This is a genomic window from Roseateles albus, assembly GCF_028595345.1.
GTDB lineage: Bacteria > Pseudomonadota > Gammaproteobacteria > Burkholderiales > Burkholderiaceae_C > Paucibacter_A > Paucibacter_A albus.
On record NZ_JAQQXT010000020.1, the window covers coordinates 1 to 15457 of the forward strand.

The 15457-nt window shown below is 60.6% G+C and carries 17 protein-coding genes; 9 read left to right on the plus strand and 8 right to left on the minus strand.

Going from position 1 to position 15457, the window contains the following annotated elements:
• Positions 1 to 146: 146 nt before the first annotated feature.
• The 7 genes from PRZ03_RS22300 to scpA are packed head-to-tail and all read right to left on the minus strand — an operon-like array spanning position 147 to position 8311.
• Positions 147 to 632 carry a VOC family protein gene (locus PRZ03_RS22300; protein WP_273602381.1) on the minus strand — a complete coding sequence of 162 codons (486 nt, stop codon included), beginning with the start codon at positions 630 to 632 and terminating at the stop codon, positions 147 to 149.
• A gap of 2 nt (positions 633 to 634) precedes the next feature.
• Positions 635 to 2683, minus strand: coding sequence for an acetyl-CoA carboxylase biotin carboxylase subunit (locus PRZ03_RS22305; protein ID WP_273602329.1), 2049 nt, complete (start codon positions 2681 to 2683; stop codon positions 635 to 637).
• Between the two features lie 15 nt (positions 2684 to 2698).
• Positions 2699 to 3199 (minus strand): hypothetical protein, encoded by a 501-nt coding sequence (locus PRZ03_RS22310; RefSeq protein ID WP_273602330.1) that lies wholly within the window; start codon positions 3197 to 3199, stop codon positions 2699 to 2701.
• Positions 3169 to 4701, minus strand: coding sequence for an acyl-CoA carboxylase subunit beta (locus PRZ03_RS22315; protein WP_273602331.1), 1533 nt, complete (start codon positions 4699 to 4701; stop codon positions 3169 to 3171). The genes PRZ03_RS22310 and PRZ03_RS22315 overlap by 31 nt, the downstream gene beginning before the upstream one ends.
• Positions 4694 to 5683, minus strand: coding sequence for a methylmalonyl Co-A mutase-associated GTPase MeaB (gene meaB / locus PRZ03_RS22320; protein ID WP_273602332.1), 990 nt, complete (start codon positions 5681 to 5683; stop codon positions 4694 to 4696). Before meaB ends, PRZ03_RS22315 begins: the two co-directional genes overlap by 8 nt.
• A complete protein-coding gene (locus PRZ03_RS22325) occupies positions 5680 to 6129 on the minus strand; it encodes a GNAT family N-acetyltransferase (protein ID WP_273602333.1) in 450 nt (149 codons plus the stop codon). Before PRZ03_RS22325 ends, meaB begins: the two co-directional genes overlap by 4 nt.
• A 1-nt stretch (position 6130) precedes the next feature.
• Positions 6131 to 8311, minus strand: a complete 2181-nt coding sequence (scpA, locus tag PRZ03_RS22330) for a methylmalonyl-CoA mutase (protein ID WP_273602334.1) — start codon at positions 8309 to 8311, stop codon at positions 6131 to 6133.
• A gap of 98 nt (positions 8312 to 8409) precedes the next feature.
• On the opposite strand from scpA, the gene PRZ03_RS22335 reads away from it, so the two are divergent.
• The 5 genes from PRZ03_RS22335 (at position 8410) to PRZ03_RS22355 (ending at position 11047) form a co-directional block, all read left to right on the plus strand.
• Positions 8410 to 9072 carry a GntR family transcriptional regulator gene (locus PRZ03_RS22335; protein ID WP_273602335.1) on the plus strand — a complete coding sequence of 221 codons (663 nt, stop codon included), beginning with the start codon at positions 8410 to 8412 and terminating at the stop codon, positions 9070 to 9072.
• Positions 9073 to 9121: 49 nt separating this feature from the next.
• Positions 9122 to 9766 carry an endonuclease III gene (gene nth / locus PRZ03_RS22340; RefSeq protein ID WP_273602336.1) on the plus strand — a complete coding sequence of 215 codons (645 nt, stop codon included), beginning with the start codon at positions 9122 to 9124 and terminating at the stop codon, positions 9764 to 9766.
• Positions 9767 to 9781: 15 nt separating this feature from the next.
• Entirely contained in the window at positions 9782 to 9997 is a 216-nt protein-coding gene (locus PRZ03_RS22345; RefSeq protein ID WP_263535280.1) for a cell division protein ZapB, read from the plus strand.
• Positions 9994 to 10314 (plus strand): cell division protein ZapA, encoded by a 321-nt coding sequence (locus PRZ03_RS22350; protein WP_263535281.1) that lies wholly within the window; start codon positions 9994 to 9996, stop codon positions 10312 to 10314. Before PRZ03_RS22345 ends, PRZ03_RS22350 begins: the two co-directional genes overlap by 4 nt.
• A 256-nt stretch (positions 10315 to 10570) precedes the next feature.
• Positions 10571 to 11047: an EVE domain-containing protein gene (locus PRZ03_RS22355; RefSeq protein WP_273602337.1), complete on the plus strand. Its 477-nt coding sequence runs from the start codon at positions 10571 to 10573 to the stop codon at positions 11045 to 11047.
• Between the two features lie 9 nt (positions 11048 to 11056).
• Here the strand turns inward: PRZ03_RS22355 and PRZ03_RS22360 are convergent, their stop codons facing one another.
• Positions 11057 to 12079 carry a GGDEF domain-containing protein gene (locus tag PRZ03_RS22360; RefSeq protein ID WP_273602338.1) on the minus strand — a complete coding sequence of 341 codons (1023 nt, stop codon included), beginning with the start codon at positions 12077 to 12079 and terminating at the stop codon, positions 11057 to 11059.
• A gap of 341 nt (positions 12080 to 12420) precedes the next feature.
• Here PRZ03_RS22360 and PRZ03_RS22365 point away from each other — a divergent pair, with 341 nt between their 5' ends.
• The 4 genes from PRZ03_RS22365 (at position 12421) to PRZ03_RS22380 (ending at position 15447) form a co-directional block, all read left to right on the plus strand.
• Positions 12421 to 13653: a BaiN/RdsA family NAD(P)/FAD-dependent oxidoreductase gene (locus tag PRZ03_RS22365; RefSeq protein ID WP_273602339.1), complete on the plus strand. Its 1233-nt coding sequence runs from the start codon at positions 12421 to 12423 to the stop codon at positions 13651 to 13653.
• A 176-nt stretch (positions 13654 to 13829) separates the two neighbouring features.
• Entirely contained in the window at positions 13830 to 14042 is a 213-nt protein-coding gene (gene rpsU / locus PRZ03_RS22370) for a 30S ribosomal protein S21 (RefSeq protein ID WP_105262375.1), read from the plus strand.
• Between the two features lie 184 nt (positions 14043 to 14226).
• Positions 14227 to 14673, plus strand: coding sequence for a GatB/YqeY domain-containing protein (locus PRZ03_RS22375; RefSeq protein WP_263535285.1), 447 nt, complete (start codon positions 14227 to 14229; stop codon positions 14671 to 14673).
• 180 nt (positions 14674 to 14853) lie between these two features.
• Entirely contained in the window at positions 14854 to 15447 is a 594-nt protein-coding gene (locus tag PRZ03_RS22380) for a TRAP transporter small permease subunit (RefSeq protein ID WP_263535286.1), read from the plus strand.
• Positions 15448 to 15457: the final 10 nt, after the last annotated feature.

Sequence of the window (15457 nt, forward strand, 5' to 3'; positions counted from 1 at the left end):
TACCCTCCAGAACTCCCAAAAATCAATAGCGATTGAATATCTTTTTGGGAGTTCTGGCCATTGGCATTCACCCCGAGATGTCAGTAGCCATGGGGGTTGGCGGGGTTTTGCAGGGCCGACTAATTCAGCATGGCTGGGTGCCTGATTCAATTTCCGTCTGCTCCGGCCAGCGCTACGATCACCTCGGCCGGCGCTTGCACTAACTCGATCAGCACGCCCTCGCCGCCAATTGGGAACTCGTCATTGCTCTTAGGGTGGATGAAGCAAATGTCGAAACCGGCCGCGCCCTTGCGGATGCCGCCGGGGGCGAATCGCACCCCGTTAGCCGTCATCCACTCAACGGCCATAGGCAGATCGTCGACCCATAGGCCCACATGGTTGAGCGGCGTGGTGTGAACGGCTGGCTTTTTGTCCGGGTCCAGCGGCTGCATCAAATCGACTTCGATCTTGTGCGGGCCGCTGCCGATGGCGCAGATGTCTTCATCGACGTTCTCGCGCTCGGAGACAAAGTTGCCGATCACCGTCAGGCCCAACACGTCGACCCAAAGCCGGCGCAGTGCCTGCTTGTCGGGCCCGCCGATGGCGATTTGCTGGACACCGAGAATGCGGTAGGGCTTGGCGCTATCAGCCATCATCATTCGAACCTCAAAATCAGTTGATCCACCGCCAGGCTCTCGCCGACCTTGGCCAACACCTCGGCGATCTTGACGTCTTGGGTGGCTAGGAGGATGTTCTCCATCTTCATCGCCTCGATCACCGCCAAGCGCTCGCCGGCTTGCACGACTTGCCCCGGCTCGGCCGCGATCTGCACCAGCAAACCCGGCATCGGCGAAAGCAGGAACTTGCTGGTGTCAGGCGGCGCCTTGAAGGGCATCAAGGACTGCAATTCGGCCGCGCGCGGCGACAAGACATTGACCACGATCGCATAGCCGTTGTGCTGTAAACGGTAGGCCAGCGGCTGCCTGGGCGCGCCGCGCTCGGCCTGGGCCACGAAGGGTTCACCATTGACCGTGCCCGTTAGCCGAATGTCGTTCAGACGCGAGTTGCAGACGATACGGAAGCTCTGCTCGCCGACCCGTACTAAGGCCTCACCCAGATGGCCGACGAATTCGGAGATATGCAACTCGTGACGAGTCTGCTCGCCGGCCGTGCCTTCCGACACCAGCGCCACATAGTCATGCTCGATCTTAACTTCATGGCCAGGCAGCTGGCCGGTGATGCCGGCCTCGCGCTCGCGTGCCTTGCGGCGGATGAAGCCGGCTAGCGCGACGAGGAACAAGGGGTCCTCATGCGGCACATCCTCGGCCCGGAAGCCGGCGGCGTAATGCTGGGCAATGAAGCCGGTGTTGAAGTTGCCGCTCTGGAAGTCGGCATGCGCCAGCAGCGCCGATTGAAACGGGATATTGCTCGAGATGCCGCGGATCACAAAGCCATTCAGCGCCTCGCGCATCTTGGCGATGGCCTCGGCACGGTCTTTGCCGTGCACGATCAGCTTGGCGATCATCGAGTCGTAGAACATCGGGATCTCGCCACCCTCGGTCACGCCAGTGTCGACGCGCACGCCGTACCGCGCCGGGTCGGCGGATTCCATCGTCGCCACCGGCGGCTGGTATTTGACCAAGCGACCGGTCGAGGGCAGAAAGTTGCGGAAGGGATCTTCGGCATTGATGCGGCATTCGATCGCCCAGCCCTCGCGTTTCAGGTCGGCCTGCGTGAAGGCCAAGGCCTCGCCGGCGGCGACGCGAATCATCTGCTCGACCAGGTCCAGCCCGGTGATGCATTCGGTCACCGGATGCTCGACCTGCAGTCGCGTGTTCATCTCCAGGAAGTAGAAACTCTGATCCTTGCCGACGACGAACTCGACCGTACCCGCGCTTTGGTATTTGACCGCTTTGGCCAAGGCCACTGCCTGCTCGCCCATCGCCTTGCGCGTGGCCTCGCTGATAAACGGCGACGGCGCCTCTTCGATCACCTTCTGGTGACGGCGCTGGATCGAGCATTCACGCTCCCACAGGTAGAGCACATGGCCCTGGCTGTCGCCCAGGACCTGGATCTCGATATGCCGCGGCTCCTCGACGAACTTCTCCATGAAGACGCGGTCATCGCCAAAGCTGTTGCGCGCCTCGTTGCGGCAGCTGGTGAAGCCCTCAAAGCATTCCTTGTCGTTGAAGGCGACGCGTAAACCCTTGCCGCCACCACCGGCGCTGGCCTTGATCATCACCGGATAGCCGATGCCCTGGGCGATCTGCACCGCTTCTTCGGCCGACAGGATAGGCTCGTTGTGGCCGGGGATGGTGTTGACCTGCGCGGCGTTCGCCAGCTTTTTGGACGCGATCTTGTCGCCCATTGCCGCGATCGAATGCGCCTTCGGCCCGATGAAAGCAATGCCCGCTTCTTCGACCCGGCGGGCGAAGTCTTCGTTCTCGCTCAGGAAACCGTAGCCGGGGTGGATGGCCTGCGCTCCGGTCTGCAGCGCAGCGGCAATGATCTTGTCCGCCACCAGATAGGACTCGCGACTGGGCGCTGGGCCTAAGAGCACGGCCTCATCGGCCAGCTCGACATGGAGCGCGTCCTTGTCCGCCTCGGAATAGACGGCCACCGTCTTGATGCCCATCTTGCGGGCTGTCTTGATGACCCGGCAAGCGATCTCGCCACGGTTCGCTATCAAAATTTTGTCAAACATGCTTGAACTCCCGCTTCAATTCTGAGAAAACCGCAGCCGCCCCGACAGGCAGCGATCGGTCCATTCACTGACACGCTCGGCCATCCAGTGAGGCCCCTGGTCCTTGGCCGGTCCGCGCCCCTGATAGGCAAACTCCAACATCGCTTTCGCCCGACCGTCTTCATGCGCGTCTTCACGCTTCAAATCAGCAAGCGCCGCCACACGTGACTGCCCATCCACTCGGAATAGCAAAATCACCGGCAGGCTGAACAAATCGGCTTCACAGGCTTCGATGCGCGGCTCGCTACTCGGCCCGTAGTGCCGCAATGCACAGCGCTCGAACGCGGCCTTAGCTTCTTGCTTGCCCCGAGCGTCAGCGGCATCCGGGTCGGGTGCGCCGGCCCTGCCCTGCTCGCCGGCCGACTCATGCTCGACCACGCATTCAGCGGCCTTTTTCTGAGCCCAAGCAGGTGCGGCGATCACAGCCAAAGCCAGCAGCCAGGCTTTCACAGCGGGATATTGCCGTGCTTGCGCCACGGGTTCTCCAGCTTCTTATCTTTGAGCATCACCAGCGAGCGGCAAATGCGCTTGCGGGTTTCATGCGGCTGAATCACGTCGTCGATGAAGCCGCGCGCACCTGCGACAAAGGGGTTGGCAAAGCGGGCTTTGTATTCAGCTTCCTTGGCAGCAAGCTTCTCCGGGTCGCCCTTGTCTTCACGGAAGATGATCTCGACCGCGCCCTTGGCGCCCATCACCGCGATTTCGGCATTAGGCCAGGCGAAGTTGACGTCGCCGCGCAGATGCTTGGAGCTCATCACGTCATAGGCGCCGCCGTAGGCCTTGCGGGTGATGACGGTCACCTTGGGCACCGTGCATTCGGCATAGGCGTAGAGCAGCTTGGCGCCATGCTTGATGATGCCGCCGTATTCCTGCGATGTCCCAGGCATGAAGCCGGGCACATCGACAAAGGTGATGACCGGAATATTGAAAGCATCGCAAAAACGCACAAAGCGCGCAGCCTTGATGGAACTCTTGATGTCCAGGCAGCCGGCCAAGACCAGCGGCTGATTCGCAACGATGCCGACCGTTTGCCCTTCCATGCGGGCAAAGCCGGTCAGGATGTTCTTTGCATACTCGGGCTGCAACTCGAAGAAGTCGCCGTCGTCGACCACCTTGAGGATCAGCTCCTTCATGTCGTAAGGCTTATTGGCGTTGTCCGGCACCAGGGTGTCGAGCGATCGGTCAAGCCGGTTGCCGGGGTCTCCGCTGGGCCTTGTCGGCGCCTTTTCACGGTTATTCAAGGGCAGGTAATTGAAGAAGCGCCGCAGCATCAGGATCGCCTCAACGTCGTTCTCGAAGGCCAGGTCGGCCACACCGCTCTTGCTGGTGTGCGTGCCGGCCCCGCCCAACTCCTCGGCCGTCACTTCCTCATGCGTGACCGTCTTCACCACCTCGGGGCCGGTGACGAACATATAGCTGGAGTCTTTCACCATGAAGATGAAGTCCGTCATCGCAGGCGAATAAACCGCGCCGCCCGCACAAGGGCCCATGATCATGCTGATCTGAGGGATCACGCCGCTGGCCAACACATTCTTCTGGAACACATCGGCGTAGCCGCCCAGCGAGGCCACGCCCTCCTGGATGCGCGCGCCACCCGAGTCGTTCAGGCCGATGACAGGCGCGCCAACCTTCATCGCTTGGTCCATCACCTTGCAGATCTTTTCCGCGTGCGACTCGCTCAAAGCGCCGCCAAACACAGTGAAGTCCTGGCTGAAGCTGAAGGCCAGGCGGCCATTGATCATGCCGTAACCGGTGACGACACCGTCACCGGGGATCTTGTTGTCCTGCATGCCGAAGTCCACGCAGCGATGCTCGACGAACATATCCCATTCCTCGAAAGTGCCCTCGTCAAACAGGAGCTCCAGCCGTTCGCGGGCGGTCAGCTTGCCCTTGGCGTGCTGCGCAGCGATGCGCTTCTCGCCGCCGCCGAGGCGAGCCTGAGCACGTTTTTCTTCCAGGCGTTGTTGGATGTCATGCATGTTTAAACGTCTCCAAAAATCGGTTCAATAATTGCCTCGCAGCGGTCGAAGCGGCCAACTGTCCTTGCAAAACTTGTGCAGTGATCTCGGGCAGCAAGGCTCGCACGGCAGGCGCGTCAGCGAACTGTTGCCGCAAGCCGCTGTGTATGCGTTCCCACATCCAATCCTGCGCTTGGGCCCGGCGTTTTGCCTCAAGCCCACCGCTCGTGACCTGCTCCTGGCGGTACAGATCCACCGCTGCCCAAAACTCAGCCAGCCCCGTGGACTTCAAAGCACTAACTTGTAACACGTGCGGGTGGCTGGCCTGCCGGCCCGAATGGCCATAGTTGCGCAGGCTGGAGCCGATCTGCGCCTGCGCGCGGGTCGCGGCGGCCCAATCCAAATCGGCCTTGTTGATGACGACCAGATCGGCCAGCTCCATCACGCCTTTTTTGATCGCCTGCAAATCGTCGCCGGCATTGGGCAGTTGCAAGAGCACATACATATCGGTCATGCCGGCCACGGCCGTCTCGCTTTGGCCCACGCCGACGGTCTCGACAATGACGATGTCGAAGCCGGCCGCCTCGCAGACCAACATCGCCTCACGGGTCTTGTCGGCCACGCCGCCTAAGGTGCCGCTGCTGGGGCTGGGGCGGATGAATGCGCGCTCATCCATCGACAGCCGCTCCATGCGGGTTTTGTCGCCGAGGATGGCGCCCCCGGAGAGGCTGCTGGACGGGTCGACCGCCAGCACCGCTACGCGGTGGCCGCGCTCAATCAGAAACAGACCCAAGGCCTCGATGAAAGTACTCTTCCCGACGCCGGGCACGCCGGAGATGCCGAGCCGAAAAGACTTGCCGGTGTGCGGCAGCAGCTCGGTCAGCAAGGCGTCGGCTTGCAGTCGGTGGTCGGGCCGCGTGGACTCCAAGAGAGTGATCGCCTTGGCGATCGCGCGGCGCTGAGCGGCGCTCGGCCCAGCCAAAAGAGCGGCAGCCAGACTCATGTAGCGACCTCGCAAGTCCAACGGTAATCGATATCGAACTCGCTCTCGGCGACTTGCTTGAAGCCGTGGCGCAGATAAAAACGATTGGCGTCGCTGAGCTTCAAGGCCGACAGGGTCACGTCTTGCCTGGCCGCCCGGGCCCGGTCCTTGACCCAGCTGATCACCCAGGCCCCGACGCGCTGGCCTTGCTGTTCGGGCTTCACGTAGAGCTGCTCCAGATGCAAGCTTGCGCCCGCGGGCTTCAGCGTGACGAAGCCGATGCGCTCCGCACCGCAGCAGATATGCCGCATGAACTCGGGCGCAAATGCAGCCTGAAAGCGATCGCGCCCGCGCTGCAAGTCAAAGCGCCCCAGGCGCTCCAGACTCTCGCGCAAGGCGTCCATGCGCAAACTCAGCATCGCCTCGAAGTCTTCGACTTGCACCGGCTGCAAGCTGTAGTCGCTCATATCAGACCGGCTGACTGGCCAAACTCAGGCGGATCTGCTCCAGCACATCCTTGGCGCTGGCCGGGATCGGCGTGCCGGGGCCGTAGATGCCTTTGACGCCAGCCTCATAAAGCATGTCGTAGTCCTGGGCCGGAATCACACCACCGACAAACACGATGATGTCGTCGGCGCCCTGCGCCTTCAGCGACGCAATGATGGCCGGCACCAGGGTCTTGTGCCCGGCGGCCAGGGTTGAGATGCCAACCGCATGCACATCGTTTTCGATTGCTTGGCGGGCGCATTCCTCGGGGGTCTGGAACAGCGGGCCGATGTCGACGTCGAAGCCCAGATCGGCGTAGGCAGTGGCCACGACCTTGGCGCCGCGGTCATGGCCGTCCTGGCCCAGCTTGGCGACCATCACACGCGGCCGGCGACCCTGTTCCGTGGCAAAAGCAGCAATCTCTTCTTGCAGCTTGGCCCAGCCCTCGGCCGAGTCATAGGCTGCCGCATAGACGCCGCTGACTTTTTGGGTATCGGCGCGGTGACGGCCATAAACCAACTCCAGCGCGTCGCTGATCTCGCCCACGGTAGCGCGCAAACGCATCGCCTTGATGCTGAGATCGAGCAGATTGCCCTGACCCGAACGAGCGGCCTCGGTCAGCGCGTTCAAAGCGGCCTGCACGGCCGCTGAGTCGCGGCTCGCCTTAATGGCCTTCAGCCGCTCAATTTGGCCGTCACGCACCCGCACATTGTCGACATCCAAAATTTCAATCGGATCTTCCTTGGCCAGCTTGTACTTGTTGACGCCGACGATCACATCGCGGCCGGAGTCGATCGCGGCCTGCTTTTGGGCTGCGCTGGCCTCGATCTTGAGCTTGGCCCAGCCCGAGTCCACCGCCTTGACCATGCCGCCCATCGCTTCAACTTCCTCGATGATGGACCAGGCCTTGTCCGCCATGTCCTGCGTCAGCGACTCCATCATGTAGCTACCGGCCCAGGGGTCGATCACGCTGGTGATATGGGTTTCTTCCTGGATGATCAGCTGCGTATTGCGAGCGATTCGGGACGAGAACTCCGTCGGCAAGGCGATCGCCTCGTCCAGCGAGTTGGTGTGCAGCGACTGCGTGCCGCCGAACACCGCTGCCATCGCCTCGATCGTGGTTCTAACGACATTGTTGTACGGGTCTTGCTCGGTCAGGCTCCAGCCCGAGGTCTGGCTGTGGGTGCGCAGCATCAAGCTCTTGGGGTTCTTGGCCTCAAAGCCCTTCATGATGCGGCACCAGAGCAGGCGTGCGGCCCGCATCTTGGCGATCTCCAAATAGAAGTTCATGCCCACGGCCCAGAAGAAACTCAGGCGCGGCGCGAACTCATCGACGCTCAGGCCCTTGGCCAAGGCCGTCGTCACATATTCTTTGCCGTCTGCCAGGGTGAAGGCCAGCTCCAGCGCCTGATTGGCGCCGGCTTCTTGCATGTGATAGCCGCTGATGCTGATCGAGTTGAACTTGGGGCAGTTCTGTGCCGTGTATTCGATGATGTCGCCGATGATGCGCATCGACGGCTCGGGCGGGTAGATATAGGTGTTGCGAACCATGAACTCCTTGAGGATGTCGTTCTGTATGGTTCCACTCAATTTGTCTTGGCTGACACCCTGCTCTTCGGCCGCCACCACATAGCCGGCCAGCACCGGGAGCACCGCACCGTTCATCGTCATCGAGACCGAGACCTTGTCGAGCGGGATCTGGTTGAAGAGGATTTTCATGTCCTCGACCGAGTCGATCGCCACGCCGGCCTTGCCGACATCGCCGGTGACGCGCGGGTGGTCGCTGTCATAGCCCCGGTGGGTGGCCAGATCGAAGGCCACCGACACGCCTTGCCCGCCGGCGGCCAGCGCCTTGCGATAAAAGGCATTGCTTTCTTCGGCGGTGGAAAAACCCGCGTATTGGCGAATCGTCCAGGGCCGCACCGCATACATGGTCGCCTGCGGGCCGCGCAAATAGGGCTCGAAGCCGGGCAAGGTGTCGGCGTGCGGCAGATGTGCCGTGTCGGCCGCCGTGTACAGCGGCTTGACCATCAGACCCTCGGGCGTGTGCCAATTCAACGCCGACACGTCGCCCCCAGGGGCGGACTTTGCGGCGGCCTTGCTCCAGTCAGCCAAGCTGGCCTTAGGAAACTCGCTGGACTTGGAATTCGGGGCATCAGACATCTAGGACTCCTGCAGACGCAGCATGATAGCGCGCCAATCATTCATAATTATAAATTCAGAATTGACGCTACACTGACAGTCACCCCCTTCTTTTCCACATGACCACCCCGCTCAAGCTCGCCCCACGCGCCCTCTACCAAGAGGTGGCGGAGCGCTTGCGCCAACAAATCTTCGGTCGCGAACTGGAGCCCGGCGCATGGATAGACGAGCTCAAGCTTTGCGCCGAGCTGGGCATCAGCCGCACGCCGCTTCGCGAGGCCTTGAAGGTCCTCGCGGCCGAGGGGCTGGTCACGATGAAAGTGCGACGCGGCGCCTATGTGACCGAGATGAGCGAGCGTGATGTGCGCGAGGCCTATCAGTTGCTGGCCTTGCTGGAGAGCGATGCCGCGGCGCGCGTCGCCCTGAATGCAACAGGCAGCGAATTGGGCGAGCTGCAATTGCTGCATGAGCAGTTGGAGCAACAAGCCCAGGAGCGCGACGCATTCTTCGCCGCTAACGAGCAATTCCATCTGCGCCTGCTGGAGATCGAAGGCAACCGCTGGCGCCAGCAAATCGTCACCGACTTGCGTCGGGTGATGAAGCTCAACCGCCACCATTCGCTGTTCAAGCAAGGCCGCCTGGCTGAGTCTTTGCAGGAGCACCGGGCCTTGTTGCAAGCCTTGATGCAGCGCCAAGGCGACGCTGCGGCGCGCTTGATGCGGGCGCATTTTGACAACGGCTTGGCGGCCGCCGCCAGCCCCGCTGCGCAGACCACCGTTTAGGAAGGCTCTGGACCTTGGCCTTTGACGCCAGCGGTGGACAATTGCGGCCATGAACGCCCAACAGATCCATATATTTTTCCAAACCCTGCGAGCTGCCAACCCCTCGCCGCAAACCGAGCTGGCCTACGCCAGCGTGTTCGAGTTGCTCGCGGCGGTTTTGCTATCCGCGCAGGCTACTGACGTTGGCGTCAACAAAGCGACCGCCCGCTTATTCCCAGTCGCCAATACGCCGCAAAAAATCTTGGCTCTCGGCGAAGAAGGTTTGTGCGAGTACATCCGCACCATTGGCCTGTATCGCAGCAAAGCCAAGCATTTGATCGCGACATGCCGCATCCTGATCGACAAGCACCAGGGCCAAGTGCCCCGAACGCGCGAGGCGCTGGAAGAGCTGCCGGGTGTGGGCCGCAAGACCGCCAATGTGGTGCTCAATGTCGCCTTCGGCGAAGCCACCATGGCGGTGGACACCCATCTGTTCCGGGTCAGCAATCGCACCGGCTTGGCGCCAGGCAAGACACCACTGGCTGTGGAATTGGGCTTGCTCAAGCGAATCCCGGCCGAATTCATGGTGGATGCCCACCACTGGCTGATTTTGCATGGGCGCTATATCTGCAAAGCTAGACAGCCACTCTGTGGAAGTTGCTCGGTAGCTTTGCAGTGCGACCACGGTCGCCGCCTACAATCGACGCCTGCCTAGCCGCCGCCGGACGCCATGCCAAGCCTCAATGAACTGATAGATCGTGTCGAACGAATCCTGATTCGACACGATGAACTGAAACGAACCAATGCCTTGCTTCAAGAGCAAGTGCAGAGCCTGAGCCAGGAGCGCGACAGCCTGCGTTCGCGCTTGAACGCCGCCCGAGCACGCATCGATGTTTTGCTCGAGCGCTTGCCGGTTGACAGTGAATCCGGAAAGAATTCCCAATGAAGCAAATGGAAGTGACCATCATGGGGCAGAGCTATTTGCTCGGCTGCCCCGAGGGTGGTGAGGCCGCTTTGGCCAAGGCCGTGTCTCAGGTTGACCGCGAGATGAGCGCGATCCGCGACTCGGGCCGCGTCAAGGCTCGTGAGCGCATCGCAGTTTTGGCCGCTCTGAACCTGGCTTATCAATTGGCCGAAGGCGGCGCGTCCGCAGCTAATGCACAGGCCAAGTCGCGGCCACTCGCTGCCGACAACTTGCCCGATCTGGAAAGCCTGATGCGCCGTCTCGACGAAGCCCTTGAGCACGACGGGAAATTGCTCTGAGTTCACGGAACTGTCAGCGTGCAGGCCGTAGAATCCACTCTGTCCACCGCCTTCGCGTGAGCTTTATATTTCCTTGAACCAATGCTCTATGAGCAAGGGCTTGGAACATCGCCCAGCAAGCGTGATCGTCTCGCGTCAGATGAACCCAATGCTTGGCTGACCTCGCCCACCTGAACCCCTGGTTCAGGAATGCGGCTCATGGTTCGCGGTGGACACCTTTTTTTTAGCTCACGCCCACAGCGTCGAGCTCTGCCTCATGAACTACTGGCTGATGAAGTCGGAGCCCGCCGAGTGCTCCATCGATGATCTGAGCCGCGCGCCCGCGCAAACCTTGCCTTGGACCGGCGTGCGCAACTATCAAGCGCGCAATTTCATGCGCGACCAGATGCAGCTAGGCGATGGCGTGCTGTTCTACCACTCGTCTTGCCCCGCGCCTGAAATGATCGGTATTGCCGGCATCGCTCGCGTTGCCAGCAAACCCTATACGGACGCCAGCCAGTTCGACCCGCAAGGCGCCTATTACGACGCCAAGTCCAAGCCGGAGGCGCCGCGCTGGGTGCTCGTCGATATCGCCTTTGTGCGCAAGACCAAGCTCATCAACCGCACTGCCCTGCGCGCCGATCCTGTCCTGCAAACCATGCAGGTTTTGCAGCCCGGCAGTCGCTTGTCGATCACGCCGGTCACCCCCGCCGAGTGGGCGCGCTTGCAAGAGTTGTTGCAAGACGCGACTTGAGGCGTCGCACTAACTGACGAAGGGAATAGCGGCCAGCACCACCTGATTGCCGCCGCGACGCTGAGCCTCTTGTACCGCCGCTTCACTGGCCGCCAGCAATTCCTCTTGCTTGGATGCGGTGTGGGGGAAGCTGCACACGCCCATCGAGATGGACAAGCCCATGTCCACGCCATTGAGCACGACGATTTGCGCCGTGCATTGCCGACGCAACTGCTCCATCCGCGCATGTGCCGTGGCCAAGCCTACGCCCGACAACAAGACCGCGAACCGATCTTCGGCGATGCGGCAAGCCGCATCCATAGATCGGGTGTTAGCGCGCAGCATTCGACCCATGCCCTCGAGCAAACGCTGACTGGCCTCATCCCCCATGGCCTGGACCGCTGCCGGCGCGGGGTCCAAGGCAATGATGACCAACGCAAATTCCCGGTGCTCGCGGGTCGAAAGATCGATTTCGCGCAGCAACTGGTCGTCAAATTGCGCACGCAGATAGAGGCCCGACAAATCATCGCGCCCACTGCCTTGCTGCAGTTCCCGGCGGATTTGCTCGATGGTTTTTTGCTGCTGCTCAATTTGCTGCAAGGCTCGCTGCAAATGAGACTCACGGTGGCGCTCTTCGGTGCGCTCCCGCCAAACCGACAACAGGTGCTCGCTGCCCAGCGGCGCTCGCGTGACGGTGAACTCGCGCCTGCGCCCCGCCAACTCCAGACGATGCTCGCTGACGACCATAGCGCGTTGCGCCATCACCGACTGCTCGACCCGGCGGATGCCTACCACTTCATCCGAGCGCATCAATTCATTGTCAGTGCTGCCGGCCACCGCTCCTTTGCCGAACACATGATCTAGGCCAGCGCTGGCAAAAACATAACGCCCATTGACCAGTGATTTGACCGCAATGAATGAATCGAGCGGCTCAATCAGACTCAACAACACCCCCCCAAGCTCCGGCAAAAGCCCCGGCTGGCTGCTGAGCCAATGCGCAAAACTGCCCGCTTTGGGCAGTGACTCGTCACAAGGATCGGAAGAAGTGTCCATGAACTCTCAGTCAAACAAAAACCAGTAGTCACCGATATCGATCGGCTGACCCGCTGTTTGGAAATGTAGGCGGCAGCGATAGGCGCGGGCAAGGGGTCGATCAGAAAAACACTGCATTCCCCCCTAGATTCACGACGCTATCGATACTTTGCAAAAGATTCGAAACATGCCGCGCAGAATCGCAATTATCTGTTCCAAATGCACCCTGCTTACTCAGAAATGCCATGTTACTTGGCTCGCTCGCCCTGATTTCACCAAAGTCCGATTCGTCAAAACATGCGCCTGCGGGACAATCGCGCCCAGCGTGCCACCCGGGCACCGCAGATTGAAGCTCAATAGATATGCAAAGTTTTGACTTGGTCGTGATTGGCGCCGGCGCCGCAGGGCTTTTTTGCGCAGGCATGGCCGGCCAGCGAGGCCAGCGCGTGCTCGTGATTGATCACGCCGAGCGCTTGGCCGAGAAGATCCGCATCTCGGGCGGCGGGCGCTGTAACTTCACCAACCGGGATGTTGGACCGGCCAATTTCCTTTCAGAAAATCCCGCCTTTTGCCGCTCTGCATTGGCCCGCTATAGCAGCCAGGACTTCATTGCGCTGGTTCAAAAACATGGCATTGGCTTTCATGAAAAGCACAAAGGTCAGCTGTTTTGCGACGACTCCAGCGAGCAGATCATTCAGATGCTGCTGAGCGAATGCGAGGCAGGCGCCGTGCAGCGCTGGCAACCCTGTACCGTCATCGATGTCCACGCACCAGCCGAGGCCAGCGCAGCCGTAGCGGGATTCAGGCTCGAAACATCGCGCGGCGTGGTTCAAGCCAAGGCCGTCGTCGTGGCCACCGGTGGACTGTCCATCCCCAAGATCGGGGCCTCCGACTGGGGCTTGCGTTTGGCCAAACGCCTGGGCCACAACATCATCGAACCACGTGCCGCCTTGGTGCCTTTGACCTTTGACGCCGAGGCCTGGGCGCCCTTTTCCTCGCTGTCTGGGCTCTCACTACCTGTGATGGTCAGCACCGGCAAGGGCAAGGCGCGCGGCCGCTTCCTCGAAGATCTGCTGTTCACGCACAGAGGTTTGAGCGGCCCGGCAATTTTGCAGATTTCCAGTTTCTGGAAAGACGGCGAAAGCCTGCAGATCGATTTGGCACCGGATGTGGATCTGACCGCCAAGCTCCTGGAGGCCAAAGCCGAATCACGGCGACAACTCGGCAATGAGTTGGCAAGCCTGTTCCCGCAGCGCTTGGCGCAAGCCTGGACCGAGCGCCTGGGCTTGGACGGCAGCCGCACCATGCCCGAGTGCAAGGACCGTGACCTGCAAAATCTCGCCAGTCAGCTGCAGGCTTGGCAGCTGGCGCCCAGCGGCAGCGAGGGTTGGCGCAAGGCCGAGGTGATGCGCGGCGGCGTTGACACGCGCGAGCTGAACTCGCAAGACATGCAGAGCAAACGCGTGCCGGGCCTGTATTTCATTGGTGAAGTCGTCGATGTCACCGGCTGGTTGGGCGGCTACAACTTTCAGTGGGCCTGGGCCAGCGCGGCGGCTTGCGCAAGATCCTTGGGCGAGAATGTTTCCAAGGCGTGAAATTCAGGCTACAATCGCTGTCTTTGCTGGCAAACCCTGCGCGTCGATTCGCAACTTATCTGAAGCGGATTTCCGGATAAGCCGTTTCAGACACCGATTTCAAAGCTGTAACTAATGAGCAGCGCGAATGAAGTGAGTGACGAACACCGAGCGCATATTGAAGGAACTACCTTTTCATGACAACGATTCGCGTCAAAGAGAACGAGCCATTTGATGTGGCTCTGCGCCGTTTTAAGCGCACTATTGAAAAACTCGGCTTGCTGACTGACCTGCGCGCCCGTGAGTTTTACGAGAAGCCAACGGCTGAGCGCAAGCGCAAGAAGGCTGCGGCCGTCAAGCGTAACTACAAGCGCATTCGCAGCATGCAGCTGCCGAAGAAGCTGTTCTGATCGTCTTTTAGAGATCTGACGCTTCGTGCGGGCTTGATTGCCCCGCAGTGATTAAACAAAATTTGATTGCTGCGTACAAAGCACCCAGAAAAAGCCCGCACAGGACGCTGTAGCGGGCTTTTTCTTTTGACGAAGCGATTTGCTGTTCACAATTCCTCCCGCACCGATTGATCAAGGATTCGCCATGAGCCTGAAAGAACGCATTACCGAAGACATGAAGGCCGCGATGCGCGCCAAAGAAGCCGACAAGCTGACCACCATCCGCGGTCTGCTGGCCGCCATCAAGCAAAAAGAAGTCGACGAGCGCATCGTGGTGGATGACGTCGGCGTGATTGCCATCGTCGACAAGCTGATCAAACAACGCAAGGATTCGATCACGCAGTTCACCGCCGGCGGCCGACAAGATCTGGCCGACAAAGAAGCCGTCGAACTCAAGGTGCTGGAGGTCTACTTGCCGCAGCGCATGAACGCCGACGAAGTCCAACAAGCGGTAAGCGCGATCGTCACCGAACTGGGCGCCAAGAGTGCTGCCGATATGGGCCGCGTGATGGCTGCCGTCAAGGCGCAGCTGAGTGGAAAAGCCGATATGGCCTTGGTTTCCGCCGCCGTCAAACAAGCCTTGAGCAGCTGAGCTCAGCGGGCTTGGCACCCAGGCCTGGGCGCCAAGCCCCCGGGATAACTCTCCTAGGACTTGCCCTAGGAGACCCCTCTTGTTAAGGATCAATTCAGCCCTGTGCTCATACATTGCGTCAAGCGTCGGCAGCTGTGCCGACTGCGCTGTCGCATTCGTACAAGACCACAGGAGCTCAAGGTGCACGCCCTACTCAAAATTTCCGGGCTGATTGACGGCATGAGCCGTTTTATCGGCCGCTGGGTCATTTGGTTGATCCTCGCCTCAACGGTGATCAGCGCCGTCAACGCCATCATTCGCAAGGCCTTCAACTACAGCTCCAACGCCTTTTTGGAGATGCAGTGGTATTTGTTCGCGGCCTCCTTCTTGCTGGCCGCCGGCTACACCTTGCTGAACAACGAACATGTACGCATCGACGTGGTGGTCGGGCGCTTCTCCAAGCGCGTACAAACCTGGATCGACGTGTTTGGTTTCGTCGTCTTCCTGATGCCGGTCTGCGCCACCATCCTCTACCTCGGCACCCCCTTCTTTTTGCAGGCCTTGCGTTCGGGCGAAATGTCATCAAACGCCGGCGGCCTGATTCTGTGGCCTGTTTACGCCCTGATCCCTGTCGGTTTTGGTCTGCTGATGCTGCAAGGCCTCAGTGAATTGATCAAGCGACTGGCCTTTTTGCAGGGCTTGATCGACGACCCGACCAAGAAGCCCGTGGCCAAGACGGCCGAAGAAGAGTTGGCCGAAGCAATCCGCTTGGCCGCCGAGCAAAAGAAAATTTAAGGGAGCCTGG